Origin of the sequence: Pseudomonas sp. 31-12, from assembly GCF_003151075.1 — a bacterium.
Classification (GTDB): Bacteria; Pseudomonadota; Gammaproteobacteria; order Pseudomonadales; family Pseudomonadaceae; genus Aquipseudomonas.
In genome coordinates, this window is sequence record NZ_CP029482.1 from 5,971,898 (window position 1) to 5,997,507 (window position 25,610).

At 59.1% G+C, this 25,610-nt stretch carries 22 protein-coding genes and 1 pseudogene; 13 read left to right on the top strand and 10 right to left on the bottom strand.

Annotated elements, in window-relative coordinates:
* Positions 1 to 150 precede the first annotated feature (150 nt).
* Positions 151 to 426, bottom strand: a complete 276-nt coding sequence (gene rpmA / locus DJ564_RS28195; RefSeq protein WP_003215862.1) for a 50S ribosomal protein L27 — start codon at positions 424 to 426, stop codon at positions 151 to 153.
* Positions 427 to 460: 34 nt separating this feature from the next.
* A complete protein-coding gene (gene rplU, locus DJ564_RS28200) occupies positions 461 to 775 on the bottom strand; it encodes a 50S ribosomal protein L21 (protein ID WP_003176051.1) in 315 nt (104 codons plus the stop codon).
* A 240-nt stretch (positions 776 to 1,015) separates the two neighbouring features.
* Here rplU and DJ564_RS28205 point away from each other — a divergent pair, with 240 nt between their 5' ends.
* The 3 genes from DJ564_RS28205 to DJ564_RS28215 all read left to right on the top strand — a co-directional run bounded on the left by DJ564_RS28205 (position 1,016) and on the right by DJ564_RS28215 (position 2,977).
* Positions 1,016 to 1,984, top strand: a complete 969-nt coding sequence (locus DJ564_RS28205) for a polyprenyl synthetase family protein (protein WP_109634975.1) — start codon at positions 1,016 to 1,018, stop codon at positions 1,982 to 1,984.
* A gap of 186 nt (positions 1,985 to 2,170) precedes the next feature.
* Positions 2,171 to 2,512 (top strand): zinc ribbon domain-containing protein YjdM, encoded by a 342-nt coding sequence (locus tag DJ564_RS28210; RefSeq protein WP_064675813.1) that lies wholly within the window; start codon positions 2,171 to 2,173, stop codon positions 2,510 to 2,512.
* A gap of 207 nt (positions 2,513 to 2,719) precedes the next feature.
* The gene (locus tag DJ564_RS28215; protein ID WP_109634976.1) at positions 2,720 to 2,977 is read left to right on the top strand and encodes a hypothetical protein; all 258 of its coding nucleotides are present in this window, start codon (positions 2,720 to 2,722) and stop codon (positions 2,975 to 2,977) included.
* A 111-nt stretch (positions 2,978 to 3,088) separates the two neighbouring features.
* Here the strand turns inward: DJ564_RS28215 and DJ564_RS28225 are convergent, their stop codons facing one another.
* The 3 genes from DJ564_RS28225 to DJ564_RS28235 form a co-directional block, all read right to left on the bottom strand.
* Entirely contained in the window at positions 3,089 to 3,706 is a 618-nt protein-coding gene (locus DJ564_RS28225) for an FKBP-type peptidyl-prolyl cis-trans isomerase (protein WP_109634978.1), read from the bottom strand.
* 121 nt (positions 3,707 to 3,827) lie between these two features.
* Positions 3,828 to 4,139: a DUF6482 family protein gene (locus DJ564_RS28230; RefSeq protein ID WP_109634980.1), complete on the bottom strand. Its 312-nt coding sequence runs from the start codon at positions 4,137 to 4,139 to the stop codon at positions 3,828 to 3,830.
* A gap of 120 nt (positions 4,140 to 4,259) precedes the next feature.
* Positions 4,260 to 4,748, bottom strand: coding sequence for a TIGR00645 family protein (locus DJ564_RS28235; RefSeq protein ID WP_007943976.1), 489 nt, complete (start codon positions 4,746 to 4,748; stop codon positions 4,260 to 4,262).
* Positions 4,749 to 4,907: 159 nt separating this feature from the next.
* On the opposite strand from DJ564_RS28235, the gene DJ564_RS28240 reads away from it, so the two are divergent.
* Positions 4,908 to 6,737, top strand: a complete 1,830-nt coding sequence (locus DJ564_RS28240) for a hypothetical protein (RefSeq protein WP_109634982.1) — start codon at positions 4,908 to 4,910, stop codon at positions 6,735 to 6,737.
* A gap of 6 nt (positions 6,738 to 6,743) precedes the next feature.
* Here DJ564_RS28240 and DJ564_RS28245 read toward each other — a convergent pair.
* Together DJ564_RS28245 and DJ564_RS28250 are read right to left on the bottom strand one after the other, a co-directional pair.
* Positions 6,744 to 7,083, bottom strand: a pseudogene (locus DJ564_RS28245) (hypothetical protein).
* A 317-nt stretch (positions 7,084 to 7,400) separates the two neighbouring features.
* Complete coding sequence (locus DJ564_RS28250; RefSeq protein WP_109634985.1) at positions 7,401 to 9,839, bottom strand: Lon protease family protein; 2,439 nt, start codon at positions 9,837 to 9,839, stop codon at positions 7,401 to 7,403.
* Positions 9,840 to 10,115: 276 nt separating this feature from the next.
* On the opposite strand from DJ564_RS28250, the gene DJ564_RS28255 reads away from it, so the two are divergent.
* The 4 genes from DJ564_RS28255 to DJ564_RS28270 all read left to right on the top strand — a co-directional run bounded on the left by DJ564_RS28255 (position 10,116) and on the right by DJ564_RS28270 (position 13,628).
* A complete protein-coding gene (locus tag DJ564_RS28255; RefSeq protein ID WP_010467516.1) occupies positions 10,116 to 10,604 on the top strand; it encodes a DUF3015 domain-containing protein in 489 nt (162 codons plus the stop codon).
* A 92-nt stretch (positions 10,605 to 10,696) separates the two neighbouring features.
* On the top strand, positions 10,697 to 12,550 hold the full coding sequence (locus DJ564_RS28260; RefSeq protein ID WP_109634987.1) for a DUF4105 domain-containing protein: 1,854 nt from the start codon (positions 10,697 to 10,699) through the stop codon (positions 12,548 to 12,550).
* A 156-nt stretch (positions 12,551 to 12,706) separates the two neighbouring features.
* Complete coding sequence (locus DJ564_RS28265; RefSeq protein ID WP_109634988.1) at positions 12,707 to 13,063, top strand: hypothetical protein; 357 nt, start codon at positions 12,707 to 12,709, stop codon at positions 13,061 to 13,063.
* A 70-nt stretch (positions 13,064 to 13,133) separates the two neighbouring features.
* A complete protein-coding gene (locus DJ564_RS28270; RefSeq protein ID WP_109634990.1) occupies positions 13,134 to 13,628 on the top strand; it encodes a GreA/GreB family elongation factor in 495 nt (164 codons plus the stop codon).
* Between the two features lie 165 nt (positions 13,629 to 13,793).
* On the opposite strand, the gene ettA is transcribed toward DJ564_RS28270, so the two are convergent.
* Positions 13,794 to 15,458: an energy-dependent translational throttle protein EttA gene (ettA, locus tag DJ564_RS28275; protein ID WP_109634992.1), complete on the bottom strand. Its 1,665-nt coding sequence runs from the start codon at positions 15,456 to 15,458 to the stop codon at positions 13,794 to 13,796.
* Positions 15,459 to 15,741: 283 nt separating this feature from the next.
* Between ettA and DJ564_RS28280 the strand changes: the two genes are divergently transcribed.
* The 5 genes from DJ564_RS28280 (at position 15,742) to DJ564_RS28300 (ending at position 24,165) form a co-directional block, all read left to right on the top strand.
* Positions 15,742 to 19,590 carry an EAL domain-containing protein gene (locus DJ564_RS28280; RefSeq protein ID WP_109634993.1) on the top strand — a complete coding sequence of 1,283 codons (3,849 nt, stop codon included), beginning with the start codon at positions 15,742 to 15,744 and terminating at the stop codon, positions 19,588 to 19,590.
* A gap of 239 nt (positions 19,591 to 19,829) precedes the next feature.
* Positions 19,830 to 21,083 carry a serine hydroxymethyltransferase gene (glyA, locus tag DJ564_RS28285; protein WP_109634995.1) on the top strand — a complete coding sequence of 418 codons (1,254 nt, stop codon included), beginning with the start codon at positions 19,830 to 19,832 and terminating at the stop codon, positions 21,081 to 21,083.
* Between the two features lie 281 nt (positions 21,084 to 21,364).
* Complete coding sequence (locus tag DJ564_RS28290; protein WP_109634997.1) at positions 21,365 to 22,678, top strand: C4-dicarboxylate transporter DctA; 1,314 nt, start codon at positions 21,365 to 21,367, stop codon at positions 22,676 to 22,678.
* A gap of 67 nt (positions 22,679 to 22,745) precedes the next feature.
* Positions 22,746 to 23,450: a FadR/GntR family transcriptional regulator gene (locus DJ564_RS28295; protein WP_109634999.1), complete on the top strand. Its 705-nt coding sequence runs from the start codon at positions 22,746 to 22,748 to the stop codon at positions 23,448 to 23,450.
* Between the two features lie 25 nt (positions 23,451 to 23,475).
* Entirely contained in the window at positions 23,476 to 24,165 is a 690-nt protein-coding gene (locus DJ564_RS28300; RefSeq protein ID WP_109635001.1) for a GntR family transcriptional regulator, read from the top strand.
* 103 nt (positions 24,166 to 24,268) lie between these two features.
* Here the strand turns inward: DJ564_RS28300 and yjiA are convergent, their stop codons facing one another.
* Positions 24,269 to 25,237 (bottom strand): GTPase, encoded by a 969-nt coding sequence (gene yjiA / locus DJ564_RS28305; RefSeq protein WP_109635003.1) that lies wholly within the window; start codon positions 25,235 to 25,237, stop codon positions 24,269 to 24,271.
* A 163-nt stretch (positions 25,238 to 25,400) separates the two neighbouring features.
* The gene (locus DJ564_RS28310; protein ID WP_008154232.1) at positions 25,401 to 25,598 is read right to left on the bottom strand and encodes a YbdD/YjiX family protein; all 198 of its coding nucleotides are present in this window, start codon (positions 25,596 to 25,598) and stop codon (positions 25,401 to 25,403) included.
* Between the last annotated feature and the right edge of the window lie 12 nt (positions 25,599 to 25,610).

The window sequence follows — 25,610 nt, forward strand, 5'->3', positions numbered from 1 at the left end:
ACATAAGACTCTTGCAAAAATGAGCGCAGCGACCTCAATCAACGACCGAAAATCCAGCGCTGGAGCCCATCACAAACAGCTTTGCAAGAGACTCACCCCACAAACGAAAAAGCCCCGTCGCGAGACAGGGCTTTTCCAGCATCTACGTAATTATGCCGCGACGACTTCAGTCTTCGGGACAATGCTCACGTAACGGCGGTTGAAAGCGCCTTTTACTTCGAACTTGATCACGCCGTCGATTTTAGCGAACAGAGTGTGATCTTTACCCATGCCAACACCGTAACCGGCGTGGAATTGGGTGCCGCGCTGACGCACGATGATGTTGCCCGGAATGATAACCTGGCCGCCATACATCTTCACGCCAAGGCGTTTGGCTTCTGAGTCGCGACCGTTACGGGTACTACCACCAGCTTTTTTGTGTGCCATGAGTCAATTCTCCTAGTGAGGAATTAGGCTGAAATTAAGCCTGAATACCGGTGATTTTGATCTCGGTGTACCACTGGCGGTGGCCCATACGCTTCATGTGGTGCTTACGACGACGGAACTTGATGATGCGGACTTTATCGTGACGACCTTGGGAGATCACTTCAGCCACAACGGTAGCGCCAGCAACAACTGGAGCGCCGATGTTCACGTCATCGCCATTGGCGACCAACAGAACGCGATCAAAAGTAACGGATTCGCCGGTAGCGATTTCCAGTTTTTCGATCTTCAGGTATTCACCTGGGGCGACCTTGTATTGCTTGCCACCAGTAACAATTACTGCGTACGACATGGTATTTCTCCGATAATCCTGCTCACCCAGCTCTTTATAAGAAGAGGTATTGGCTGGCATGGCTGCATAAGGCTGGAAGGCCTGTTTGCAATTGCGTAAGGCAGGTGCTGCCCAGGAAGTTCAGGGTGCGCGATTGTACGCAAGCTGCCGGGGTGATGCAAGAGGCCGTCCATCGTGCCTTGACACCCGCCGACGTGGGTCCTAGCATGCCGCGCAACCCTTCTGGAGCAACTGTCGCTGATGCAACCCCAAGCTTTCTACCGCGCGGTGGCGGACGATTTTAGCGCCGTCGACGGCATCATCAAGAAGCAGCTGACTTCCCGAGTGCCGCTGGTATCGAAAATCGGCGATTACATTACCTCGGCTGGCGGTAAACGCCTGCGTCCTCTATTAGTGCTGCTGTGTGGCAAGGCCCTGGGTCGCGAAGGCGATGACCTGCGCCTGCTGGCCGCAACCATTGAGTTCCTGCACACCGCCACCCTGCTGCACGACGACGTGGTCGACATGTCCGGCATGCGTCGTGGCCGCTCGACCGCCAACGCCATGTGGGGCAATGCGCCAAGCGTACTGGTGGGCGACTTCCTGTACTCACGCTCCTTTGAAATGATGGTCGAACTGGGCTCCATGCCGGTGATGAAGATCCTTTCGCAAGCCACGCGCATCATCGCCGAAGGCGAAGTGTTGCAGCTGTCCAAGGTCCGTGACGCCAGCACCACCGAAGAAACCTACATGGAAGTCATCCGCGGCAAGACCGCGATGCTCTTCGAAGCTTCGACCCACAGTGCGGCGGCCCTGGCCGGTGCCACACCGGAACAGAGTGAAGCGCTGCGTACCTTCGGTGATCACCTGGGCGTGGCTTTTCAACTGGTCGACGACCTGCTGGACTACAAGGGCGACGCGCAAACCCTGGGCAAGAACGTCGGTGACGATCTGGCCGAAGGCAAACCGACCCTGCCGCTGATCTACACCATGCGTGAAGGTACGCCGGAGCAGGCTGCCCTGGTGCGCAAGGCAATCCAGAAAGGTGGCATCGAAGACCTGGAAAGCATCCGCGAAGCGGTAGAAGCGTCTGGCTCGCTGGATTACACCGCAAATCTGGCCCGTGATTACGTGGCCCGTGCGATCAAATGCCTCGATGCGCTGCCAGCCAGCGAGTACCGCGATGCATTGGTTGAATTGAGTGAGTTCGCGGTAGCCCGCACGCACTGACAACCACCACCTCTTGTGGGAGCGGGCTTGCTCGCGAAAGCGGCATAACAGTCAACATCAACGTTGAATGTTAGTCCGTCTTCGCGAGCAAGCCCGCTCCCACAGGTTATGCATTCCGTGCGCCTCCTCACGCTAAAACCCTATATAATGTGCGCTTTTTAGCGGTCCTGAATCCAAGGAGCTTTAGTGAGCACGTTGCCACCCTGCCCAAAATGCAATTCCGAATACACCTATGAAGACGGCGCACAGCTGATCTGCCCCGAGTGCGCCCACGAGTGGTCCGCCGGCGGCGAAGCCGAAGCGGCGTCCGATGACACCGTGAAAAAGGATTCGGTCGGCAACGTCCTGCAGGACGGCGACACCATCACCGTGATCAAGGACCTGAAGGTCAAAGGCACGTCGCTGGTGGTCAAGGTCGGCACCAAGGTCAAGAACATCCGCCTGTGCGATGGCGATCACGACATCGACTGCAAGATCGACGGCATCGGCCCGATGAAGCTCAAATCCGAGTTCGTCAGAAAAGTCTGAATCTGCTGTCTTCCATCCCGCGCCCTGCGTGGGATGGCGCCTCACCTTCTCCGTTTCCCCCCTAACATTTCCTCGCAATAGCCAAACGCCAGCCGTTTTGACCTTACGCAATTTTTACCCTCAAAAAATCACAAATCGCCAATAGGTCCTTGCTATTTGATGAATAAGAATTATTCTCATTGAAACACATCAATGGAGATGAGACCCATGACTTATTTGATCGACGCCTGGCTGGACCGCCCACACCCGTACCTCAGGATTCTGCATCGGGAAACCGGGGAAGTCTGTGCCGTACTTGAAGAAGAAGCCTTGAGCGAGCTGCAGGATCAGGGTGACCTGGACGTCAACGGCTTGAGTTCCAGCGAGCCGGTGGTGCTCAAGGAACTGGTGCGCAATCTGTTTCTGTTCTGCTACGCCCGGGCGTTGCGCCCGACGAACGATCTGAACCATAAGATCGAAGTATGAAACACCGCAAAAAACTGTGGGAGCGGGCTTGCTCGCGAAGAGGCCATAACATTCAGCATCATCGTTGAATGACACACGGCTTTCGCGAGCAAACCCGCTCCCACATGGGTATTACAGAACGTCGAGCAGTTCGACGTCGAATACCAGTACGCTGTGCGGCGGAATGCTGCCAACGCCTTGAGCGCCGTAAGCCAGTTCGCTCGGCACGTACAGACGCCATTTGCTGCCGGCATTCATCAGTTGCAGGGCTTCGGTCCAGCCAGCGATCACGCCGCCGACCGGGAATTCTGCAGGCTGACCACGATCGTAGGAGCTGTCGAACACAGTGCCGTCGATCAGGGTGCCGTGGTAATGAGTGCGCACTTGATCTTCACGGGTGGGCTTGGCGCCTTCACCTTGAGTCAGCACTTCGAATTGCAGGCCGGAAGCCAGGGTGGTGATGCCATCACGCTTGGCGTTTTCAGCCAGGAAAGCCAGGCCTTCGCCAGCAGCCGCTTCAGCTTTGGCAGCCGCTTCGGCTTGCATGATTTCGCGGATCACCTTGAAGCTGGCGGACATTTCTTCCTGACCCACACGGCTAGGCTTACCGGCGAACGCGTCGGTCAGGCCAGCCAGGATCGCATCCAGGCTAACGCCCGGTGGCGGGTTGTCGCGCAGTTGATCGCCCAGCTGACGGCCAATACCGTAGCTGACGCGGGTTTCGTCGGTGGACAGATTTACTTCGGACATGACACTGCTCCGCTGTGCGGACGGCCCTGGAACTTGCCGTGCGTGCACAGCGCGTCCCGGAGCGCCCGGAACCAAAAGGGCCAGCAGACTAGCACAGATGCCGTTGCGTTGATGAGCGCTGTCAGTGGTGCCAGGCAGAGCGGAAGGCAATCGGCACTTTCAGGCTTTCCTCTGCACCGGAGCCCAGCCCACACATCTCGTCATGAACAGACGTGTGGACAAGGTTGAACGACAAGGAGGGAAAGTCATGAAGAACTTCGCGCGCGTGCTCGACCGAGCGAAGGTGAAACATCTCGCCGCGGGCATCACTCAAGGGATACGCCGCACCGTGCATGCGCGCTTCCAGCAGATAGATCCCGCCTTCCATGGAAATCAGGTTCAGCTCATCGATTTTCCCGGCGATGGCATACGCACGCAACTCAACGAAGTTCATGAAGGCACCTCTTACAGTGTCGAGCCAATATCAATACATGCATAGGCCTCGGCACCTCAAAGTACAAGCCACAAACAACACCGCCCGTCTGTTTGCGTCTGACTGTAGGAGCGTGTGAAGTCAGTGCTTGGTGAGTTTGTCCAGGTAGCCCATGGCGAACGCCGACACGACGAAGGTCATGTGAATGATCACGTACCACTTCAAATGCTCGGGATCGACGTTCTTGGCGTCCATGAAGATCCGCAACAGGTGGATCGACGAAATGGCCACGATGGAAGCGGCCACTTTCATCTTCAGCGAAGACGAATCCATGGTGCCCAGCCAGTTGAGCTTTTCCTTGCTGTCGTCGATGTCCAGTTGGGAGACGAAGTTCTCGTAACCGGAAATCATCACCATCACCAGCAAACCACCCACCAGCGCCATGTCGATCAGCGACAGCAGCACCAGAATCAGGTCCGACTCGGCCATCGAGAATACGTTAGGGATGACGTGGAAAACTTCCTGGAAGAATTTCAGCGCCAGCGCCAGTAGCCCGAGGGACAGACCGAAGTAGATCGGCGCCAGCAGCCAGCGGGAGGCGTACATTGCATTTTCGATAAAGCGTTCCATTGAATCTCACACGTGGGCTGGAAATGGCCGCGAGTATAACAGTCCCCCGTTACAGCCAGAAACCGTCGGGAAATCCGCAACCTGCGCGTGTGTCACAAAGTTTTTCTGCTAGTGTCCAGACTATTGACAGCTCAGCGACATCGGACAGGAAGACTGGAAATGGATCTGCGATTGCCAATAACGAGTGCCGGTTTTTGCCTGGCGCTGCTGCTGAGCGGCTGCTCACCCAGCGACGAGAAGCGCCAGACCAGCCTCGAGGAAAAGACCGCGCAGTTCGAGAAGTCTCTGGATGCGATTGAGGATCCGAAGCTCAAGGATGCCGCTGCCGAACTCGGTGGTTCGCTGCTGTTGCTTGAGCGCGCGCAACTCAAGCTCGACAGCAAACCCGTGGAAACCGAATACGGCGAAGACGCCCTCGCCGTGCTCAAGCACTACCTCACGCCTCAGGCCCTGGTCGATACCTACATCAACGGTCTGTTCGTGCTGCACAAGGATTCCAGCTCCGACTACCTGACCGATCTGCAACCGGTGTTCCCCTTCAATTTCAACATTCCGGCCGCGTTTCTCTTTCCCCATGGCCTGGAATGGCAATCGGTGACCCTGAGCAACAAGCGTGTCATCGCGTTCCAGCCGGAATGGTCGGAAACCGATCCGGGCATTCAGCTGAGTCCGTCGAGTTCCAACGTGACTAACCCGGATGATCTGACGGTGACCTATCCGTTCATCGACGGCCTGGACGTGGACAACAAGCACCAGCCCCAGCCGGTAAGCCTGCAAGGCAAGGTCGAGGTCATCGCCCCGCGCAGGCTCTACACCTTCGACCTGAGCAAAAAAGACGTCGGCCAGACCCGCACCAACGACAACCTCAGCGTCACCTTGCTGAAACTGGGCAACAACTACGCCGAAATCGAATTCAACAACAGCGCGCCACTGGCCCCGGAAGTCAGCGAAACACCGTTGAACCCACTGATCGTCCAGGCCAAGGACATCACCGGGCAATTCCTCTCGCGCTCGGGTTCGATCAATGAAACCGCCGCGCAAATTGCCTTCTATCAAAAACAACTGGCGAAAATTCAGCAGCAGAAGGCCTGGAGCGAGACGTTCGAACAACAGGTCAATGAAGAACAGCGCACTTTCGAGGCGCAACAGAAGAATCATTACAGCAAAGTGTATTTCAACGGACCGGTCGAAACCGTTGAGGTCAGTGTGCTGGACTTCTCAGCCGCCACGGTGACCCGCAAGGACCTGAACCTGCCCGTGCGTCGCTTCGACTCACACACCACGGAAAAAACCATCCAGCCACTGACTTTGCCGGTGGTGGTATATGACGATCAGGCCCCGAACTGGCTCAAGGGCGCGACATTGAGCGAGGAACAATTGAAGAAACGCATCATCGTCAGCCAATCGGTGGAGGACCCCAGCGCCGCACGCATCGAGTTCGATCACCCCAAAAGCTTCAATGATGAGCTGCTCGGCACATCGTTCAGCGCTGGCAATAGCCCGGTCACTTTCTTTACAGAGGATGGCAGCGGCAAACGCGATGAGCCGATCGAGCGGCCACAAGAGGCTTATGAGGTCGACCCGCTAAGTGGCGCCATCACCTATGACCTGAACCTGTTTCCGGAAACACCGGCCTATGCAGTGGGCTCCATGCCGCTGTTCCTGGCGACAGTGGCCAAACAAACGTTCGACGCCCCTGCGCTACCCAAGGGCCTGGAACTCAAAGGCAATGCGCTGGTGGTTGATTTGAAGCTGTTTCCTGCCCAGGACTGGCGATTTTTCGCCAAGGACGGCTCCGGAAACTATCTGAAGGAAATTCTTTCCGTCACACACGACGCGAGCGCAGAAGGCCCGGCGTTATTTGCCGTGCATTACTTCTATGGCCAGCCAACGCGTCTGGAAAGTTATCAGCGAACCGACCTCACCACGGTCCAGTATGGTTTCGAGGTCAAACTGGCCAAGGCTGATCTGTCTCACCTGGATCAATAGGCGGAATCAGTGCCCGGGTCGAAAATCAGCCGCCGAGGTTGCGGCAACGGCCGCCGTTGATTTCCCGCAGTTGGGCTTGCAGGTGCAGGCACCAGATCTGTGGGTCATCGGCCAGCTCGTAGCCATGCAGCGTCAGGCTTTCAACAATCGTGTCGAGGATGGATTCAGCCACGAAAGGCCCATGGAACGGGCCCTGTGCCTTGATGGCGGAAGGTTGTTCGCCGGCCATTCCGGCGGCAAAAAGCAAGGTCCACATGCCCGTATCCCCCGCCAACGGGCGGATGGCACACTCGATACGGGTCACAAGGCCCAAACATTGACGGGTGAGGCAGAGGTTGCGCGACATGGCGGCGACCCTCGGTAGATCCGGTATTCAGCCCCCACGAGAAGGCTGTCTCGATCCAGTGATTACTGTCGATATCCTTGAGCTGAGAATAGAAGAAAAGTCTGACTAGCACGCCAAGTAGAACCAGAAGGCGCCGAATGGTCATTGTGTGAATATTGACGCCAGAGTGATGGCACTTTCTTGTGCTTCACACAAACAAATGTGGGAGCGAGCCTGCTCGCGATGAGGGCGTATCAGTCAACAATGATGTGACTGATACACCGCTATCGCGAGCAGGCTCGCTCCCACAGTGGGTTGAGGGTGACCTCAGGTTGGCGTCAGGCCGGTTTTGCTTCGACCAATGCTTCCAGCGCCGCTTCCTTCTCGGCTTCCTTGAGGTCTTCTTCGCTGATCATTTCCGCGATTACCCGCAAGCGTTCCACCACCCGCGCGTTGACGCTGCCTTCAGGGAACTGGCCATCGGCATCCGGCGCACCGGCCGGTTCGCCGACCAACAAGCTCAACGCCTCGTCAGCCTGGCGCACGGCGTAGACATGGAACTGCCCCGCCCGCACCGCCGACAACACCTTCTCGTCGAGCATCAGCGTGGCCACGTTGGCCTGCGGAATGATCGCCCCCTGCTCACCGGTCAACCCGCGGGCTTCGCAGAGCCGGAAGAAACCTTCGATCTTCTCGTTGACCCCGCCCACCGCCTGCACTTCACCGAACTGGTTGATCGAGCCGGTAATCGCGAAGCACTGCTTGAGCGGCGTCTTCGACAGCGCCGAGATCAGCGTACACGCCTCGCCCAGCGACGCACTGTCGCCATCGACATAACCGTAGGACTGCTCCAGCGCGATACTCGCGGAAATCGCCAGCGGGAATTCCTGAGCGTAACGACTGCCCAGATACCCGGTGAGGATCATCACGCCCTTGGAGTGAATCGGCTGGCCGAGGTTGACCTCACGCTCGATGTCGACGATGCCGCTGCCGCCCGGGTAGACCGTGGCGGAAATCCGCGCCGGCACACCGAACGCCGAGTCGCCGACTTCCAGCACGGTCAGTCCGTTGCACTTACCGACGGCGGCGCCGTCCGTGTCGATCAGGATGATCCCGGCCAGCATGTCATCGAGAATCCGCGCCGAGACCCGCCCGGTACGCGTGGCCTTGGCCTTGAGCGCCCGTTCGATATGCCCGGCATCGGTCATCTCGTCACCCGCCAGGTGACGGATGAAATCCGCCTCGCTGACCAGCTGGAACAGATCACCGATACGCGCCGACAAACGCCCCTGGTGTTCGGCCAGACGCGCGCTGTACGTCGCCAGTCGCGCCACGGCATCGGCGGTCAGCGGTGCCATGCCTTCTTCCGAGGTACGGGTTTTGAGCAATTGGGCGAACTGCTCCAGGCTCTCGTCGACCATCGGGATGTCTTCGTCGAAGTCCACCAGGACGCGGAACATCTCCTGGAAGTCCGGATCGAGATCTTGCAGCGTGTAATACAGCTGACGCGCACCGATGATGACGACTTTGACCTGCAACGGAATATGTTGCGGCGTCAGGGTCACCGTGGCCAGACGGCCCAGTTCACCGAGCGGCGATTCCATTTTCAGCTTGCGCGATTGCAGGGCGCGCTTGAGCGCATCCCACACGAACGGCTCGCTGAGCATTTTTTCCGCTTCAAGGATCAGGAAACCGCCGTTGGCCCGGTGCAGCGCACCCGGCCGCAGCTGCCGATACGTGGTGTAGAGCGCGCCCTGATCGGTGCTGTATTCAATGCGGCCAAACAGGTTTTCGTAAGTCGGGTGCGGCTCGAAGACCACCGGCGCACCGCCGCTGGACGAATGACCGACCACCAGGCTCGGGGCGTATTGCTCTTCCAGCAACTTGCGGGCGATGGCGTCGGTCTTGCTGTCGTCCACCAGTTGCTCGACCACGGTCTTGAGCAGGTAGACCTGCATGGCTTGCAGGTAACCGCAAACGGCGGCGTTCTCGGCGTACTTCTCCGACAACGGCGACAGCAACGGCTGCAAGGCCAGGGTGATGGTTTCTTCGTTGAGGTGGCGCAGTTGATTGCTCGACTCGCGCTTCCATTGCGGCAGGCTGGCGAGCTCTTCGTTCAGTCGCTCCTCCAGACCGGAAATATCGTCGTGGAAACGCTCACGATCGGCTTCCGGCAACTGGGCGAATTCCGCTTCGTCCAGGGCTTTGCCTTCGCTCATCGGCGTGAACGCGATGTTGCTGGCGTCGCGGTACAGCGCGACTTCCTTCTCCAGCGCCAGGCGCTCGATCACGTCCAGCGCCTTGTCGTAGCGCTGGTTGAAGGCGCGGTCGATGGCGCTTTTTTTCTGCTGGTAGGACGGATGCTCGAAGACAGCCGGAAAGGTTGCCAGCAGGTTGTCGATCAATCCGTTGATATCACCGATGAAGGCGCCGGCGGTGCCCGACGGCAATTCTAGCGCACGAGGTTCGCGAGGCTCATCGAAATTGTTGACGTAGACCCAGTCTGCCGGGGTCTGCAGGCGTTTGCCTTCGGCTTTCAGGTAGCGTTTGACGAACGAAAACCGGCCGGTGCCGGGCTCACCCATGACGAATACGTTGTAACCGGGGCGTGGCATGGCCACGCCGAACTGCAAGGCTTCGACAGCACGTTCCTGGCCAAGCACACCGCGGAAGGGCTCCAGATCATTGGTGGTAGAGAAGCTGAACTGTTCAGCGGAAAACGGACGGGTCAGCGCTTCAGGCGCTAGACGCAAGCTGGCAGCAACAGGATCAGGCATCGGGCTTCCTTACATCAGGCGGGGCAGATAGCGGCATTCTGGCGCTGCCCATACCTCACTTGCAAGGCGCACCTCCAGCCAAAGCATAGTCAAACCGTCATCTCCAGTCCGGCCGGGCGCAAATCAACGATTTCAACGAATGTTTCGCAAAAAATCACGGAACCCCGGGAACGTGCCTAAACTCCAAACTGCGCGGCTGGATTAATAACTGGCCCACTGGCGCCGGATTGGGCCAGACCCCTTGTCCATTGGTATGCACATAAAGAGAACAAAGCTATGAAACGGATTCTTCTCGGTACTCTCTTCACCGCTGTATCCATCAACGCCATGGCGCAAGCGCCAGGCGGCCCGGATTGCGGTTGGGGCAACATGCTGTTCGAAGGTCAGCGTGGCACCCCGGCTCACTTCCTGGCATCCACCACCAACGGCACTTCCGGTAACGCAACGTTCGGTATGACTTCTGGTACCAACGGTTGCTCGACTAATGCGTCGCTGACGTATGGCGGCAAATCCTGGTTTGCCATGAATGGCATGATGAACGAGCTGTCCGAAGACATGGCCAAAGGTAACGGCGAAGCGCTGACTACCTACGCTGTGGTACTGGGCGTGGCGCCGGAAGACCGTGCGCATTTCGCCGCTGTGACTCACCAGCACTTCCAGCAGATCTTCAGCAAGGCTGACGTGACCGCTGACGACGTGCATACCAACACCCTGGCCGTTCTGAAGAACGATCCACGTCTGGCCAAGTACGCGACTCAAGCTTAAGCTCGACTCGCCCGCTCCTTTCGGGGAGCGGGTTTTATTTTTTGGACCTGGCCCTTTTTGGTCTTTGTTTCTTTCGACTTAAGTTGCCCACTATGCTCAAACGCCTTGCCTGGTTGGCGCTCTGTGTCTGCGCCCCGCTGTCCGCCGCGCCACCTATCGACAATCAACGTTTGCAGCAACTGGCCAACGACCCCTTCTGGATTTCCCTGGGCCACTACGAAACCGCCAAGCTGGGTGGCTGGCGCAGCTATGTCAGCGACAAGAAATTCTTTCTCGCACCCGACGGTAACGAACACCCCGACCGTGAACTGGCAGCCACCGTGCAGGCGATATACGCCCCGGCCAGTGCGGGCGAAACACATGCGCAATGCGTCTATCCGGCCCGCACCCGCTGGCTGAAGTCGCAACTCAATCTGACTGATTTGCCAACGTTGGATTGCAGCGAATTCAAACAATGGTTCAAGGATGTTTCGCCCCACAGCGCGGTGATGATTTTCCCGGCGGCGTACCTGAACAGCCCCTCATCGATGTTCGGCCATACCTTGTTGCGCATCGACCAGGCTGACGTTCAGAGCGATCACACGGCACTGCTCAGTTACGCGATCAACTTCGGCGCCTACATCGAAGGCTCGGACAACAGCATCCTCTACGCCTGGAAAGGCTTGATGGGCGGCTATCCGGGGCTGTTCGCGCTGGTGCCGTATCAGGAAAAACTCTCCGAATACCGCAGCCTCGAGAACCGGGACCTGTGGGAATACCGGCTGAACCTGACCCAGGCAGAAACCGAGCGCATGGTCGAGCACGTCTGGGAACTGAAGCAGATCCAGTTCGACTATTTCTTCTTCGACGAAAACTGCTCCTATCGCCTGCTTGAGCTGCTGCAAGTGGCGCGACCGAGCCTGCGCCTGACCGAACAGTTCCCGCTGACTGCAATTCCAACTGACACCGTCAAAGCGGTGAAAGAAGCCGGGCTGGTGGAATCCATTCAGTATCGTCCGTCTCGTGAACGGGAACTGCTGAGCCGCGCCGAGCCGTTGACTGACGAAGAACAGGAGTGGGTGCTGAAGGTCAGCGCCGACCAGAAGCTTTTGCAGACGCCGGCCTTCAAGGCCCAGCCCCGCGCGCGTCAGGCGCTGATCATCGATGCGGCCTATCGACTTGAGCGCTACCGCGCCAACGGTCAGGAGCGCGATCCAGAGCGGGCGCAGCGCAGTTTCGAATTGCTGCGGGCGATCAACCAGAACCCGGCGCCGGAGCTGGACATCCCACGGCCCGGCCTGCCCGAGGACGGCCACGAATCCCGCACCTGGCAAGCCGGAATCGGCACTCGGGGCGACAAGGCCTTCGGCGAATATGGCCTGCGCATGGCTTATCACGATCTCAACGATAACGCCGAGAGCTTCCCGCTGGGTGCGCAGATCGAAATCCTGCAGATGAAACTGCGTCAGTACGAAGGCAATGAGTGGCAGTTCCAGCAATTGGACCTGGCGACCATCCGCTCGCTGACGCCGCGCAATGAGCTGTTGCAGCCGCTCTCGTGGCAAGTCACCGGCGGTCTGGAGCGCGTGCCGGGCAAGCATGACGATGAAACGTTGGTCAGCCACGTCAACGGCGGCGGCGGCGGTACCTGGCAACTGGGCGAAGACATGCTCGGCTTTGCACTGGGCACCGTGCGCGTCGAGCACAACAACGACTTCGCGGGTTTTATCGCGCCAGCCGCAGGCTTCAATAGCGGTGTGCTGTGGAAAAACCCGATGGGCAACTTCAGCCTGGAAACCAAAGGGGATTTCTTCACCAATGGCGAAGTGCGCCGCAGCGTGAGCCTGAACCAGCAGTGGGAATTGTCGCGAAACCTGGGCTTGCGCCTGAGCGCCCAGCGCGAATTCAGCCACCTCGCCTCGCCTGAGAACGAAGTGATGCTTGAGGTGAAGTGGTATCACTACTGACCCGAATCCACTGCAAAACCAATGTGGGAGCGAGCCTGCTCGCTCCCACAGGGGATTTGTGGTGGTCAACAGATTGATCACACGCCTTTCACGATCGCCTGACAATTTCACTCGTAGACTTCACCCATTGGCCGTCTAACGGCCCGGGAGTCCGAGATGTGGCGTTGCGCAGGTGTGTTGGGGATGTTGATGTTGATCGCGGGTTGCCAGACCACCCACGAGAATTTGATCGCCAAGGGTTACCCACCGGCGTTCGCCGATGGTTTCGATGACGGTTGCAGCAGTGGCCGGCAAGCCGCCGGGGCAATCACCGGGGAATTTCGCAAGAACGTGCCGCGTTACCTCAAAGACAAGCAATACGCCGAAGGCTGGAGCGACGGCTTTCGCCAGTGTCAGGCCATGCGCGAAAGCGAGGATCGCGAAGACTATCGCAGCCACCATTGGGATGACCGGGACAAGGCCTGGCGGCAACAGAAGGACCAGGACGCCGCCCGTGCCTATCGCTCGCAATGAGTCGCTGACAGACATCCGTCGAAACTAATAGCCTGCAACCATGGCCCAAACCCTATAACGGGAGAAAACCATGAGTCGCGCCTTCGTCAATGAAGATAACGCCGCCGCGCAAGCCGATCAGCCAGTCGAACGGCAGGTCAGCGCGCAGCCCAATTACGTCACGCCCGCCGGGCTTGCGCAGCTTCAGGCGAAAGTCGCCGAGGTGCAAAACCTGCTCAATGAACAGAATGCGAAGGGTGAACTGGCGGACAAACAGCGCCAGGCAGACCTTGAGCGTGACTGGAGGTATTTCAATCAACGCCTGCAAAGCGCTCAGCTGGTTGTACCGGCCTCTTCGACCGACAACGTGCAGATCGGCGCGTGGGTGACCTTTGCTGATGAGCACGGCAACGAACAGCGTGTGCAGTTGGTGGGTGAGGATCAGGCGGAGGCTGCGAGCGGGCTGATCAACTGGGGCTCGCCACTGGGGCGGGCGTTGCTGGGCGCGCAGGTTGGGGATGAAGTGGTGTGGAAGCGGCCGGTGGGGGATTTGGTGATTGAGGTTCTGGGCATAGAAATCGGGTGATCTTCAGGTCGCCATCGCTAGCAGGCTAGCTCCCACAGTGGATTTGTGTCGCTCTCATACCCCCTGTGGGAGCCAGCCTGCTGACGATGGCCGCACCACGGTGTAACTTAAGCCCATAAAAAACGGAGCCCCGAAGGCTCCGCTTTTCATGCAACCAACCCGATATCAGGCCAGTTTCTTGTGCCGTACACGATGCGGCTGGGATGCAGCTTCGCCGAGGCGTTTCTTGCGATCGGCTTCGTACTCGGTGTAGTTGCCTTCGAAGAACACGGCTTGCGAGTCGTCTTCGTACGCCAGGATGTGGGTCGCGACGCGGTCAAGGAACCACCGATCGTGAGAGATCACAATGGCGGCGCCCGGGAAGTCCAACAGGGCTTCTTCCAGGGAACGCAGGGTTTCAACGTCGAGGTCGTTGGACGGTTCGTCGAGCAGCAGGACGTTGCCGCCCTCTTTCAGGGTCAGGGCCAGGTGCAAGCGACCGCGCTCACCACCGGACAGGTCCTTGACGAACTTCTGCTGGTCGCCGCCCTTGAAGTTGAAGCGGCCGACGTAGGTGCGCGACGGGATCTCGTAGTTGCCGATGCGGATCTGATCGGAACCGTCGGAGATTTGCTGGAACACAGTCTTGCTGCCGTCCAGGTCGTCGCGACTCTGATCGACACACGCCAGTTGCACGGTTTCGCCGACTTCGATGCTGCCCGAATCCGGTTGTTCCTTGCCCATCAGCATGCGGAACAGGGTCGATTTACCGGCGCCGTTACCACCGATCACGCCAACGATGGCGCCTTTGGGCATGGAGAACGACAGGTTGTCGATCAACACGCGATCGCCATAGCCCTTGGAAACGTTCTTGAACTCGATGACCTTGTCACCCAGGCGCGGACCGGCCGGGATGTAGATCTCGTTGGTTTCGCTGCGCTTCTGGAATTCCTGCGATTGCATTTCTTCAAAGCGTTGCAGACGAGCCTTGGATTTGGACTGGCGGGCCTTGGCGCCTTTGCGCACCCACTCCAGTTCTTCCTTCATGGCTTTTTCGTGGGCCGACTGCTGCTTGGATTCGGCAGCCAGACGATCGGACTTGGCTTCGAGCCAACCCGAATAGTTGCCCTCGTAAGGGATACCGGCGCCGCGGTCGAGCTCGAGGATCCAGCCGGCAACGTTGTCCAGGAAGTAACGGTCGTGCGTGATCGCGACCACGGTGCCCGGGAAATCGTGCAGGAAGTGCTCCAGCCAGGCGACGGAATCGGCGTCCAGGTGGTTGGTGGGTTCGTCGAGCAGCAGCATGTCGGGGGCGGACAGCAGCAGGCGGCACAGGGCCACACGACGCTTTTCACCACCGGACAGGAATTCGACCTTGGCATCCCAGGCTGGCAGGCGCAGCGCATCGGCGGCGACTTCCAGTTGGCGATCCAGGTTGTGGCCGTCGCTGGCTTGCAGGATGGCTTCGAGCTTGGCCTGTTCGGCGGCCAGTTTGTCGAAGTCGGCATCTTCATCGGCGTAAGCGGCGTAGACCTCGTCCAGGCGCGCCTGGGCGTTCTTGATCACGCTGACCGCTTCCTCGACCACTTCCCGCACGGTTTTGCTCGGGTCCAGGATCGGCTCTTGCGGCAGGTAGCCGATGTTCAGCTCCGGCATCGGACGAGCTTCGCCCTCGAACTCGGTGTCGACGCCCGCCATGATTTTCAACAGCGTGGACTTACCCGAACCGTTGAGACCGAGCACGCCGATTTTGGCGCCGGGGAAGAAGGACAGAGAAATGTTTTTCAGGATTTCCCGCTTCGGCGGAACAACTTTGCCCAGCCGATGCATGGTGAAGACGTATTGAGCCATGGAGAACCTTGGGTCAGTGACAGATGAATGATTGGAGCGCAGGCGAAGCCCGGCCAGACTGTGCGCGTCGTCCGCTTGGAAAGACCCTGCGTGCGCGCTGAAAAAGTCTGATTCTAGGAGCTGGAACGCCCCCACGTAACCCGCAAAGCTACCTTAATGACAGATGGCAGTCCAGCCGGGAGGGGCTGGCACTTAGCCACAACTCAAGGCATGCTAGCCGCCCTTCGGGCGTCCGGCTTATAGTGCACGTCGCGCCAGTCCAGCCAAACCGCAGGATTACAGTTTGTCTAATGTCTCTCCGCCTTCGTCCGTGAGCGCACCCCATCCTGCGACCGGCTCGCCCCTGCGCGGATCCTTGAAGGGTGCGCTGGCAACGCTCGTGCTGTTGCTGCTCGCACTGCTGTTCTGGCAGTTGCTGGATCAGCTTCGCGAAACCCAGAAACATCAGCGCCAATACACCATCGACTACACCGCCGACCTGGCCGCGCAAGTCAGCCTGAACATGGCGCTCAACGCCCAGATCGCGCTGAACCTGCTACCGATCGTCGAACAACCGCAAAGTGCCGACGAACAGCAGGCGTTGCTGCGCAAGCTGCAGCAATCGCTGCCTGAACTGCGCAGCCTGGCGTTGCTCAGCCCGTCCGGCAAAGTCCTTGGCGACAGCGCCGCCGATAGCCAGGACGCCGATTATCTGAGCGATCTGGTCCGGCGCAGCCGCGCCCAGGCCCACTATTTCAGCAATGCCGACGACGGCTCAGTGGTGCACCTGCTGCTGCATCAGGCCAGCGGCAGCACTCGCGGTTACTGGGTCCTGCGCCTGACACCGACCTTTTTCTCGTCACTGACCAAACAAAACGAAGCCGGCATCCGCCCGTTGTGGCTGGTGGAAAACCGGGTCAATCATCAGATTGTCAGCCGTGATGAAGGGGTGCCTTCAGTCAACCCCGGCGCAGTGACCCCGGACGATCTGGCCAACAGCGTGCTGACCGTTCCCCTAAGCAGCAGCGACTGGCAAATGCGCGGGCTGTTCGATCGCCAGCAAGTGCTTGAACACCTGTTGCCGGCGTTCATCGGCAAATGCCTGTTGGGTCTGGCCTTCTCCCTGCTGCCGTTCATCGCGCTGCTGAACATTCGCCGCCGTCAAAGCCAGCTGCACGAAGGTCGCCGGCGCTATCACGATATTTTCGAAGGCACTGGCGTCGCTCTGTGCGTACTTGATGTCTCGGGGCTCAAGACCTTTTTCGACAAGGCCCACCTGCACAACAGCGAGCAACTCAAAGCCTGGCTCGACGTACCGGAGCAACGCCAGCAACTGCTCCAGGAACTGCGCATCACCGAGGTCAACCAGGTCGCACTGCAACTGCTGAACGTCAACTCCTGCGAGCAGGCCTGGAAACTGTTGATTAACGGCTGCCCGCTGGATGGCACCGCCATCGGCCATCAAGTGCTCGAAACGGTGCTCAACCAGCAGCGACAGCTTGAGCTGGAAATCAAACTCCAGGATGCCAATGGCCGTGACCAGCACCTGTGGCTGGTGCTGCGCCTGCCGGAAGATCACGCCGACTATAAAGCGGTGATCCTGAGCATCACCGACATCACCAGCCGCAAACTCATCGAGCTGTCGCTGCTGGAACGTGAAGGCTTCTGGTCCGATGTGGTGCGCACCGTGCCGGATCACCTGTACGTGCAGGACGTGATCAGCCAGCGGATGATTTTCAGCAACCACCACTTGGGCCAGACCCTCGGTTACAACCGAACCGAACTGCACCAGATGGGCGAGTATTTCTGGGAAATCCTCCTGCACCCCGAAGATGCCGATTACTACCACCGCTCGCGCCAGACTCAGCGCCGCGCGGGTTACACCCAATTGCTGCAATGCCAGCTGCGCTTCCGTCATCGCGATGGCAAGTGGCGGCGTTTCGACATTCGCGAACAGGCACTGGCGCGGGACAAACACGATCAAGTCACGCGGATCATCGGCGTGGCCAAGGACATCACCGATCAGATCGAAGCCAGCGAATCCCTGCGTGACAGCGAGCAGCGCTACCGGATGCTCGCGGAAAGCATCAGTGACGTGATTTTCTCCACCGACAGCAAGATGAAGCTCAACTACGTCAGCCCGTCGGTGCATGCGGTACTGGGCTACGACGCCGAGTGGATCTTCCAGAACGGCTGGCAGTCGACCATCGCCAACCCGCAACAACTGACCGGCATTTACAGCCTGATGGACCGGGTCAGCAAAGCGCTGGATAAACCCGAGCAACTGGCGCTGCTGCGCAGTCAGGTGCAGACCCAGCTGTTCCTGTTCGATTGCCTGCGGGCCGACGGGCGCAAGATCCCGATCGAACTGCGGTTGGTGCTGGTCTGGGACGAACACGGCGCCTTCGAAGGCGTGCTGGGCGTCGGTCGCGACATCAGCCAGCAACGCCGGGCCGAGAAAGACCTGCGCATGGCGGCGACGGTATTCGAGCATTCGACCTCGGCGATCCTGATCACCGACCCGGCCGGCTACATCGTCCAGGCCAACGAAGCGTTCAGTCGCGTCAGCGGTTATGCCGTGGAGCAGGTACTGGACCAGTTGCCAAACATGCTGACCGTCGACGAGCAGCAGGAAGCCCACCTGCGTTATGTGCTCAAGCAACTGCATCAGAACAGCACCTGGGAAGGCGAAGTCTGGCTCAAGCGGCGCAATGGTGAACATTACCCGGCCTGGGTCGGCATCACGGCGGTGCTCGACGATGAAGGTGATCTGGCCAGTTACGTGTGTTTCTTTAGCGACATCAGCGAGCGCAAGGCCAGCGAGCAGCGGATTCACCGCCTCGCCTACTACGACGCCCTGACTCACCTGCCCAACCGCACGCTGTTCCAGGACCGCCTGCACACCGCGCTGCAATCGGCCGAACGGCAGAAGTCCTGGGTGGTGCTGATGTTCCTCGACCTCGACCGTTTCAAGCCGATCAACGATTCCCTCGGCCACGCCGCCGGCGACCGCATGCTCAAGGAAATGGCCACGCGCCTGCTCGGTTGCGTCGATGACGACGACACCGTGGCGCGCATGGGCGGCGATGAATTCACCTTGCTCCTGCAACCGCGGGTCAACCGTGAAATCGCCTTGAACCGGGCGATTCATGTGGCCGAGCAGATCCTCGCCAGCCTGGTGAAACCGTTCGTGCTGGAAGGCCGCGAGTTTTTTGTCACCGCCAGTATCGGCATCGCCCTGAGCCCGCAGGACGGTAACGAACTCAGTCAGCTGATGAAAAACGCCGACACCGCGATGTACCACGCCAAGGAACGCGGCAAGAACAACTTCCAGTTCTATCAGGCGGACATGAACGCCAGCGCCCTGGAACGCCTGGAACTGGAAAGCGACTTGCGCCATGCCCTGGAACAAGACGAATTCGTTCTGTACTACCAGCCGCAGTTCAGCGGCGACGGCAAACGCCTGACCGGCGCCGAAGCGCTGCTGCGCTGGCGCCATCCACGTCGTGGCCTGGTGCCGCCGGGGGATTTCATTCCGGTGCTCGAAGAGCTCGGACTGGTGGTGGATGTCGGCGACTGGGTGATCAGCGAAGCCTGCCGTCAGCTCAAGACCTGGCACCAGGCCAAGGTGCGGGTGCCGAAGGTGTCGGTGAATATCTCGGCCCGGCAGTTCTCCGACGGCCAGCTGGGGACGCGGATCGCCACCATCCTCAAGGAAACCGGCCTGCCGCCGGCGTGCCTGGAGCTGGAACTGACCGAAAGTATCCTGATGCGCGAAGTCAGCGAAGCGATGCAGATCCTCGCCGGGCTGAAAAACCTCGGGCTGAGCATTGCGGTCGATGACTTCGGCACCGGTTATTCATCGCTCAACTACCTCAAGCAATTCCCGATCGACGTGCTGAAAATCGACCGCACCTTCGTTGATGGCCTGCCGTCGGGCGAACAGGATGCGCAGATTGCCCGCGCGATTATCGCCATGGCTCATAGCCTGAACCTGGCGGTGATCGCCGAAGGTGTGGAAACCCATGAGCAGCTCGATTTCCTGCGTGAGCATGGTTGCGATGAGGTTCAGGGGTATCTGTTCGGGCGGCCGATGCCGGCCAATCGGTTCGAAGCGCAGTTCAGCAATGATGCGCTGTTCATGTTCGACTGAAATTCTGTGGGGAGGCCATCGCCAGCAGGCTGGCTCCCACAAGAATCTATGTCGGTCAGGGAATTTGCAGGTTATCGCGATTACTGTGGGAGCCAGCCTGCTGGCGATTGGGCCAGCATGATCACCGCTGATCCCGTCATGAAGCCCACTTGTCTGCGACATGATGTCCTTTCATATGCCATCTAAAACCCATTGGGTTAGAATGCCCCCCTTTTCTGCCCCGATCCTTGAGGACCGCCATGTTCAGCCGTGATTTGACTATTGCCAAGTACGACGCCGATCTTTTTGCCGCCATGGAGCAAGAAGCTCAGCGCCAGGAAGAACACATCGAGCTGATCGCTTCGGAAAACTACACCAGCCCAGCGGTGATGGAAGCTCAAGGCTCGGTACTGACCAACAAGTACGCCGAAGGCTACCCGGGCAAGCGCTACTACGGTGGTTGCGAGTTCGTCGACGTGGTTGAGCAACTGGCCATCGACCGTGCAAAAGAGCTGTTCGGCGCTGATTACGCCAACGTTCAGCCGCACGCCGGTTCCCAAGCCAACAGCGCCGTTTACCTGGCTCTGCTGCAAGCGGGCGACACCATCCTGGGCATGAGCCTGGCCCACGGTGGTCACCTGACCCACGGTGCCAGTGTTTCCTCCTCCGGCAAGCTGTACAACGCCGTTCAGTACGGCATCGACGCCAATGGCCTGATCGACTACGACGAAGTCGAGCGCCTGGCTGTTGAGCACAAGCCGAAAATGATCGTGGCCGGTTTCTCTGCCTACTCGCAGATTCTGGACTTCCCGCGCTTCCGCGAAATCGCTGACAAGGTTGGCGCATACCTGTTCGTCGACATGGCTCACGTAGCCGGTCTGGTCGCCGCTGGCGTCTACCCGAACCCGGTTCCTTTCGCTGACGTCGTGACCACTACCACGCACAAGACCCTGCGCGGTCCACGTGGCGGTTTGATCCTGGCTCGCGCCAACGCCGACATCGAGAAAAAGCTGAACTCCGCCGTATTCCCGGGCGCCCAGGGTGGCCCGCTGGAGCACGTGATCGCCGCCAAAGCGATCTGCTTCAAGGAAGCGCTGCAGCCTGAGTTCAAGACCTACCAGCAACAAGTGGTGAAAAACGCCCAGGCCATGGCCAGCGTCTTCATCGAACGCGGTTTTGACGTGGTGTCCGGCGGAACTGAAAATCACCTGTTCCTGCTGTCGCTGATCAAGCAGGAAATCTCCGGTAAAGACGCCGATGCCGCTCTGGGCAAAGCGTTCATCACCGTGAACAAGAACTCCGTACCAAACGATCCACGCTCCCCGTTCGTCACTTCCGGCCTTCGCTTCGGCACTCCGGCTGTGACCACTCGTGGCTTCAAGGAAGCAGAGTGCAAAGAGCTGGCCGGCTGGATCTGCGACATCCTGGCTGACCTGAACAACGAAGCGGTGATCGACGCCGTTCGTGAAAAGGTCAAGGCCATCTGCAAGAAGCTGCCGGTGTACGGCGCTTAATTGCACCGCTGAACCGCAGCACTGAAAAACCGGCCACGTGATGGCCGGTTTTTTTTCGTCCGCATTTTTTTCAAAAGGCGAAAAGGCTCAAGGTCGGGCTATTGCGCTCAACTGGTAAGACCGGTCATGCCAATTCCATAATTTCCGCTTGCGATCACCCAAAAACAGCGCCTAGACTGCGCCTGCACTGGACATACCGGTAAGACCACAATAATTAAGTCCTGAATCTGATGCGGCCACCCAAGCGCACGGCAGCCAGGACACCGACCAGGATTCCTCCCATGCTCAGATGGTGCTCGCGTTCAATCTTCCTCCAAGTGGTTCTCGGACTGGTGCTCGGCATCGTCTGCGGGCTGACCCTTCCTGAATACTCCGCCCAGCTCAAACCGCTCGGCGATGGCTTCATCAAACTGATCAAGATGCTCATCGGTCTGATCGTGTTCTGCGTAGTGGTCAGCGGCATCAGCGGGGCCGGCGACCTGAAGAAGGTCGGACGCATCGGCCTGAAATCGGTGATCTACTTCGAAATCCTCACCACCATCGCCCTGGTGATTGGTCTGGTGTTCGCTTTCACCACCGGCATCGGCAGCGGCGCGAACATTCATCTGGAACAGCTCTCCGCCGCCGACATGGGCGATATCGCCCAGCGCGGTCAGCACATGCAAACCACCTCGCAGTTCCTGATGAACCTGATCCCGACCTCGGTCATCGGCGCCTTCGCGGAGAACAACATCCTGCAAGTGCTACTGTTTTCAGTGCTGTTCGGCAGTGCGCTGAACCTGGTGGGCGAAGCGGCTTCCGGCATTTCGCGTTTGATCAACGAGCTCAGCCACGTGATCTTCCGCATCATGGGCATGATCGTGCGTCTGGCGCCGATCGGCGTGTTCGGCGCCATTGCTTTCACCACCAGCAAATATGGCCTGGATTCGCTGCAGCACCTGGGCAGCCTGGTCGGCCTGTTTTACCTGACCTGTGTGGCGTTTGTGACCTTGATTCTCGGTCTGGTGATGCGCCTTTCGGGCCTGAAGATGTGGCCGCTGCTCAAGTACCTGCGCGAAGAATTGTTGATCGTCATGGGCACCGCTTCTTCCGACGCCGTGCTGCCACAAATCATGCGCAAGCTTGAGCATCTGGGCATCGGCAGTTCGACGGTCGGGTTGGTGATTCCTACGGGTTATTCGTTCAACCTCGACGGCTTCTCGATCTACCTGACCCTCGCCATCGTCTTCATCGCCAACGCCACCGGCACGCCGCTGGCCATGACCGACCTGCTGACGATTCTGCTGGTGTCGTTGATTACCTCAAAAGGGGCCCACGGGATTCCCGGCTCGGCGCTGGTGATTCTGGCGGCGACACTCACGGCGATCCCGGCGATTCCGGTGGTCGGCCTGGTGCTGGTACTGGCAGTGGACTGGTTCATGGGCATCGGCCGCGCGCTGACCAACCTGATCGGAAACTGCGTCGCCACCGTGGCCATCGCCCGCTGGGAGAAGGACATCGATATTCAAAGGGCCAACAAAGTGCTTTCCGGCCAGGTGGGGTATACCTTCCAGCCGAGAAAACCCGTCGCCCCGGCGCATCAGCAGGAATTTTGAATCATCGCCGTGCCTGCCTGGGGGCAGGCACGGTCATCAACCGTTTTGGATGCTCATGGAGCGAACAGTGATTACCTCGTCGACCGTTGTGAACTCAGTCGTAGAAAAACTCCGGGCCGCTTTGGCCCGTGGTCAGTGGCGCTCCGGCGAAATGCTGCCGGGGCAGCGTGAACTGGCCGAACAACTGGGCATCAGCCGCCCGAGCCTGCGTGAAGCGGTGATCGTCCTGGAAACCCTCGGCCTGGTGCGCTCGATGCCCGGCAAAGGCGTGGTGGTGCTGGACGCCCACCTCAGCGACAGCCAAAGCCACGACAGCGCAGTCGCCGGCGCGAGCCTGGAAGATGTCTTGCAACTGCGCTACACGCTTGAGCCATTTATCGTCGGCCTGGTCGCACAATCGATCAGCAGCAAGGAAGTCGGGCAACTGCGCCTGACCCTGATGGACATGCGCGAAGCGCTGGAGGCCAACGACAGCGAGGCTGGGGTCAACGCCTATATCGCGTTCCACGAGGAGCTGTTCACCCTGACCTCGAACCCGATCTTCCAGAGCGTGGTGCAGCAAACCAGCAACGCCCTCAAGCAAAGCGCCGAGGTGCTGCGCAATTCGCCGGAACATCTGGCAGAACGTCTCGAAGAGAACGAAGCCGTGGTGCGGGCGATCCGCAGCAAAAACAGCGCCCAGGCCAGCGCCGAGATGCGTCGGCACATCCTTCGGGAAGGCCAGCGGATGGGCATCGAACTGAATATTCCGGACGACAACCTCGGCAGCTAAAACTTCTTCGAACTGGAGACAGGCCATGAACAGCTTCGCTTCACCGCAGACACTCACTGCCCTGCCCTTTCCAGCGCGGGCGGACGATCTCTACTCGCGGCTCTTCGACGCCATTCTCGAACAGCGCCTCACTGCGTCCAGCCGCTTTACCGAAGAAAGCCTGGCACAGATGTTCAGCGCTCGACGCAGTGATATTCGTGGCGTGCTGACGCACCTGTCCCATCAGAAGATCATCGTCCTTCGCCCGAACCACCGGCCTCGCGTTGCCACGCTTGATGTCGAGCAGACCCGCCAGACGTTGCATGCCCGGCGGCTGACCGAGATGACGTTGGTGCGACTGGCTTGCCGGCAACCCCGTGCGCAAGACTTGAATCGCCTGTGTGCCCTGATTGATAGCGAACGCAGCTGTACGGCGCGTGGGCCGGCGATTCGGTTGTCGGGGGAGTTTCATTTGCAGTTGGCGGAGATGGCGGGAAATGCGCCGTTGGCGCATTTTCTGGGCAGTCTGGTGCCGCTGACTTCGTTGGCGATCGCGCAGTTTGATGCGCAGGTAGAGGGTGATTGCGGGTGGCAGTTACATCAAGGAGTTCTGGAAGCAGTGGAGCGTGGCGATTCAGTCATGGCCGAAACGCTGCTAAGCCAGCATCTGGACCACCTTGAGGAAACACTGCTGAACTCAGGATCAAGATCCAGCCTGAATCGTGTTGCCGGTTAGATCGCTATCGCGAGCAGGCTCGCTCCCACATTTGGAATGCATTCCCCTGTGGGAGCGAGCCTGCTCGCGATGACGGCATAAGATTCACTGAAAATCTTTTATTTTAGTCCGCAGCCACCCGCGCAAACCCTTCTCGAATCTTCTCTTCCGGCAAATCATCGGCAATAAACACAATCACGCTTTCCCGCGCCTCGCCGTCCGCCCATTCGGTGTCCCAGTCGAACCCGTACAACTTCAGTACCCCTTGAAACACCATCCGCCGCGGCTCGCCAACGATGTTCAACACGCCTTTGTAGCGCAGCAATTGCTTGCCATGGTCTTCCAGCAGTTGGTTCATGAACTCGCTGAGCTTGTCGATATCCAGCGGCTGGTCCGTGCGCAGCACCAGGCTGGAAATCCGGTCGATGGACGGTGCCTTGCCCACTGGGCGCAGGCTGATGCCGCCGAGGTCGGCATTCAGGTTGAAACCGCGCACGTCGAGCAGTTCGGCCAGGTCGATCTTGCCGTGTTCGACCACGCGAATCGGCGCGTGACGGTTGATGCGGGTCAGGCGCTCGCTCAGCGCGGTAAACGTCGCTTCGTCCACCAGATCGCGCTTGCTGATCAGCAAGCGGTCGGCAAAACCGATCTGTGCCTGGGCGATGGTCTGGGTCAGGTGAGTGTCGGCATGCGCCGCGTCCACCAGGGTGATGATGCCGTCGAGAATGTAGCGCTCGCGCAGCTCCTCATCGATAAAAAAGGTTTGTGCGACCGGTGCAGGATCGGCCAGGCCGGTGCATTCGATCACCAGGCGATCGAAGGCGATTTCGCCGCTGTCCAGGCGTTCGAGCAGCAGGTACAAGGCCTTGGTCAGGTCGGTGTGGATGGTGCAGCAGACGCAGCCGTTGGACAGCGTCATCACTTGCACGGGTTCGTCGCCCAACAGCTGGGTGTCGATACCGGCGTCGCTGAATTCGTTCTCGATCACGGCGATTTTCAGGCCGTGTTCGGCTTTGAGCAGGTGGCGCAGCAGCGTGGTCTTGCCGGCACCGAGGAAGCCGCTGAGGATCGTGACGGGGATGGGAGAGGACAACGGGAGTCTCCTGTTTCACAAAATTAGAAAGCAACACAAAAACAAATGTGGGAGCTAGCCTGCTAGCGATGGCGGACTGTCAATCAACAGTGATGTTGAATGTTCAGCCGCCATCGCTAGCAGGCTAGCTCCCACAGGGATTGCTGTTAACCCGACAACCGGGTCAACAGCACTTCGGCCCACCCTTGCCACCGTAACGCGCTTCCTGACGTTCCCTGAAGAACATCTCGTAAGTCATCACCGGTTTGTCCGGGTGTTTGGTTTGCATATGCTCGACGTAGTTGTCGTAGTCGGGCATGCCGACCATCAGGCGCGCGGCCTGACCGAGGTATTTACCGAGGCGACTCAGGTCATTGAACATCGTGCATTCCTC

Excerpts from the sequence above, each read along its gene's own strand:
- DJ564_RS28215 (WP_109634976.1), top strand. The coding sequence starts at position 2,720 with ATGACTTATTTGATCGACGCCTGGCTGGACCGCCCACACCCGTACCTC.
- DJ564_RS28270 (WP_109634990.1), top strand. The coding sequence starts at position 13,134 with ATGAGTCGCGCCTTCGTCAATGAAGATAACGCCGCCGCGCAAGCCGAT.
- DJ564_RS28205 (WP_109634975.1), top strand. The coding sequence starts at position 1,016 with ATGCAACCCCAAGCTTTCTACCGCGCGGTGGCGGACGATTTTAGCGCC.
- DJ564_RS28240 (WP_109634982.1), top strand. The coding sequence starts at position 4,908 with ATGGATCTGCGATTGCCAATAACGAGTGCCGGTTTTTGCCTGGCGCTG.
- DJ564_RS28300 (WP_109635001.1), top strand. The coding sequence starts at position 23,476 with ATGAACAGCTTCGCTTCACCGCAGACACTCACTGCCCTGCCCTTTCCA.
- DJ564_RS28290 (WP_109634997.1), top strand. The coding sequence starts at position 21,365 with ATGCTCAGATGGTGCTCGCGTTCAATCTTCCTCCAAGTGGTTCTCGGA.
- DJ564_RS28230 (WP_109634980.1), bottom strand. The coding sequence starts at position 4,139 with ATGAACTTCGTTGAGTTGCGTGCGTATGCCATCGCCGGGAAAATCGAT.
- rplU (WP_003176051.1), bottom strand. The coding sequence starts at position 775 with ATGTCGTACGCAGTAATTGTTACTGGTGGCAAGCAATACAAGGTCGCC.
- rpmA (WP_003215862.1), bottom strand. The coding sequence starts at position 426 with ATGGCACACAAAAAAGCTGGTGGTAGTACCCGTAACGGTCGCGACTCA.
- DJ564_RS28255 (WP_010467516.1), top strand. The coding sequence starts at position 10,116 with ATGAAACGGATTCTTCTCGGTACTCTCTTCACCGCTGTATCCATCAAC.
- ettA (WP_109634992.1), bottom strand. The coding sequence starts at position 15,458 with ATGGCTCAATACGTCTTCACCATGCATCGGCTGGGCAAAGTTGTTCCG.
- glyA (WP_109634995.1), top strand. The coding sequence starts at position 19,830 with ATGTTCAGCCGTGATTTGACTATTGCCAAGTACGACGCCGATCTTTTT.
- DJ564_RS28225 (WP_109634978.1), bottom strand. The coding sequence starts at position 3,706 with ATGTCCGAAGTAAATCTGTCCACCGACGAAACCCGCGTCAGCTACGGT.
- DJ564_RS28265 (WP_109634988.1), top strand. The coding sequence starts at position 12,707 with ATGTGGCGTTGCGCAGGTGTGTTGGGGATGTTGATGTTGATCGCGGGT.
- DJ564_RS28260 (WP_109634987.1), top strand. The coding sequence starts at position 10,697 with ATGCTCAAACGCCTTGCCTGGTTGGCGCTCTGTGTCTGCGCCCCGCTG.
- DJ564_RS28250 (WP_109634985.1), bottom strand. The coding sequence starts at position 9,839 with ATGCCTGATCCTGTTGCTGCCAGCTTGCGTCTAGCGCCTGAAGCGCTG.
- DJ564_RS28235 (WP_007943976.1), bottom strand. The coding sequence starts at position 4,748 with ATGGAACGCTTTATCGAAAATGCAATGTACGCCTCCCGCTGGCTGCTG.
- DJ564_RS28310 (WP_008154232.1), bottom strand. The coding sequence starts at position 25,598 with ATGTTCAATGACCTGAGTCGCCTCGGTAAATACCTCGGTCAGGCCGCG.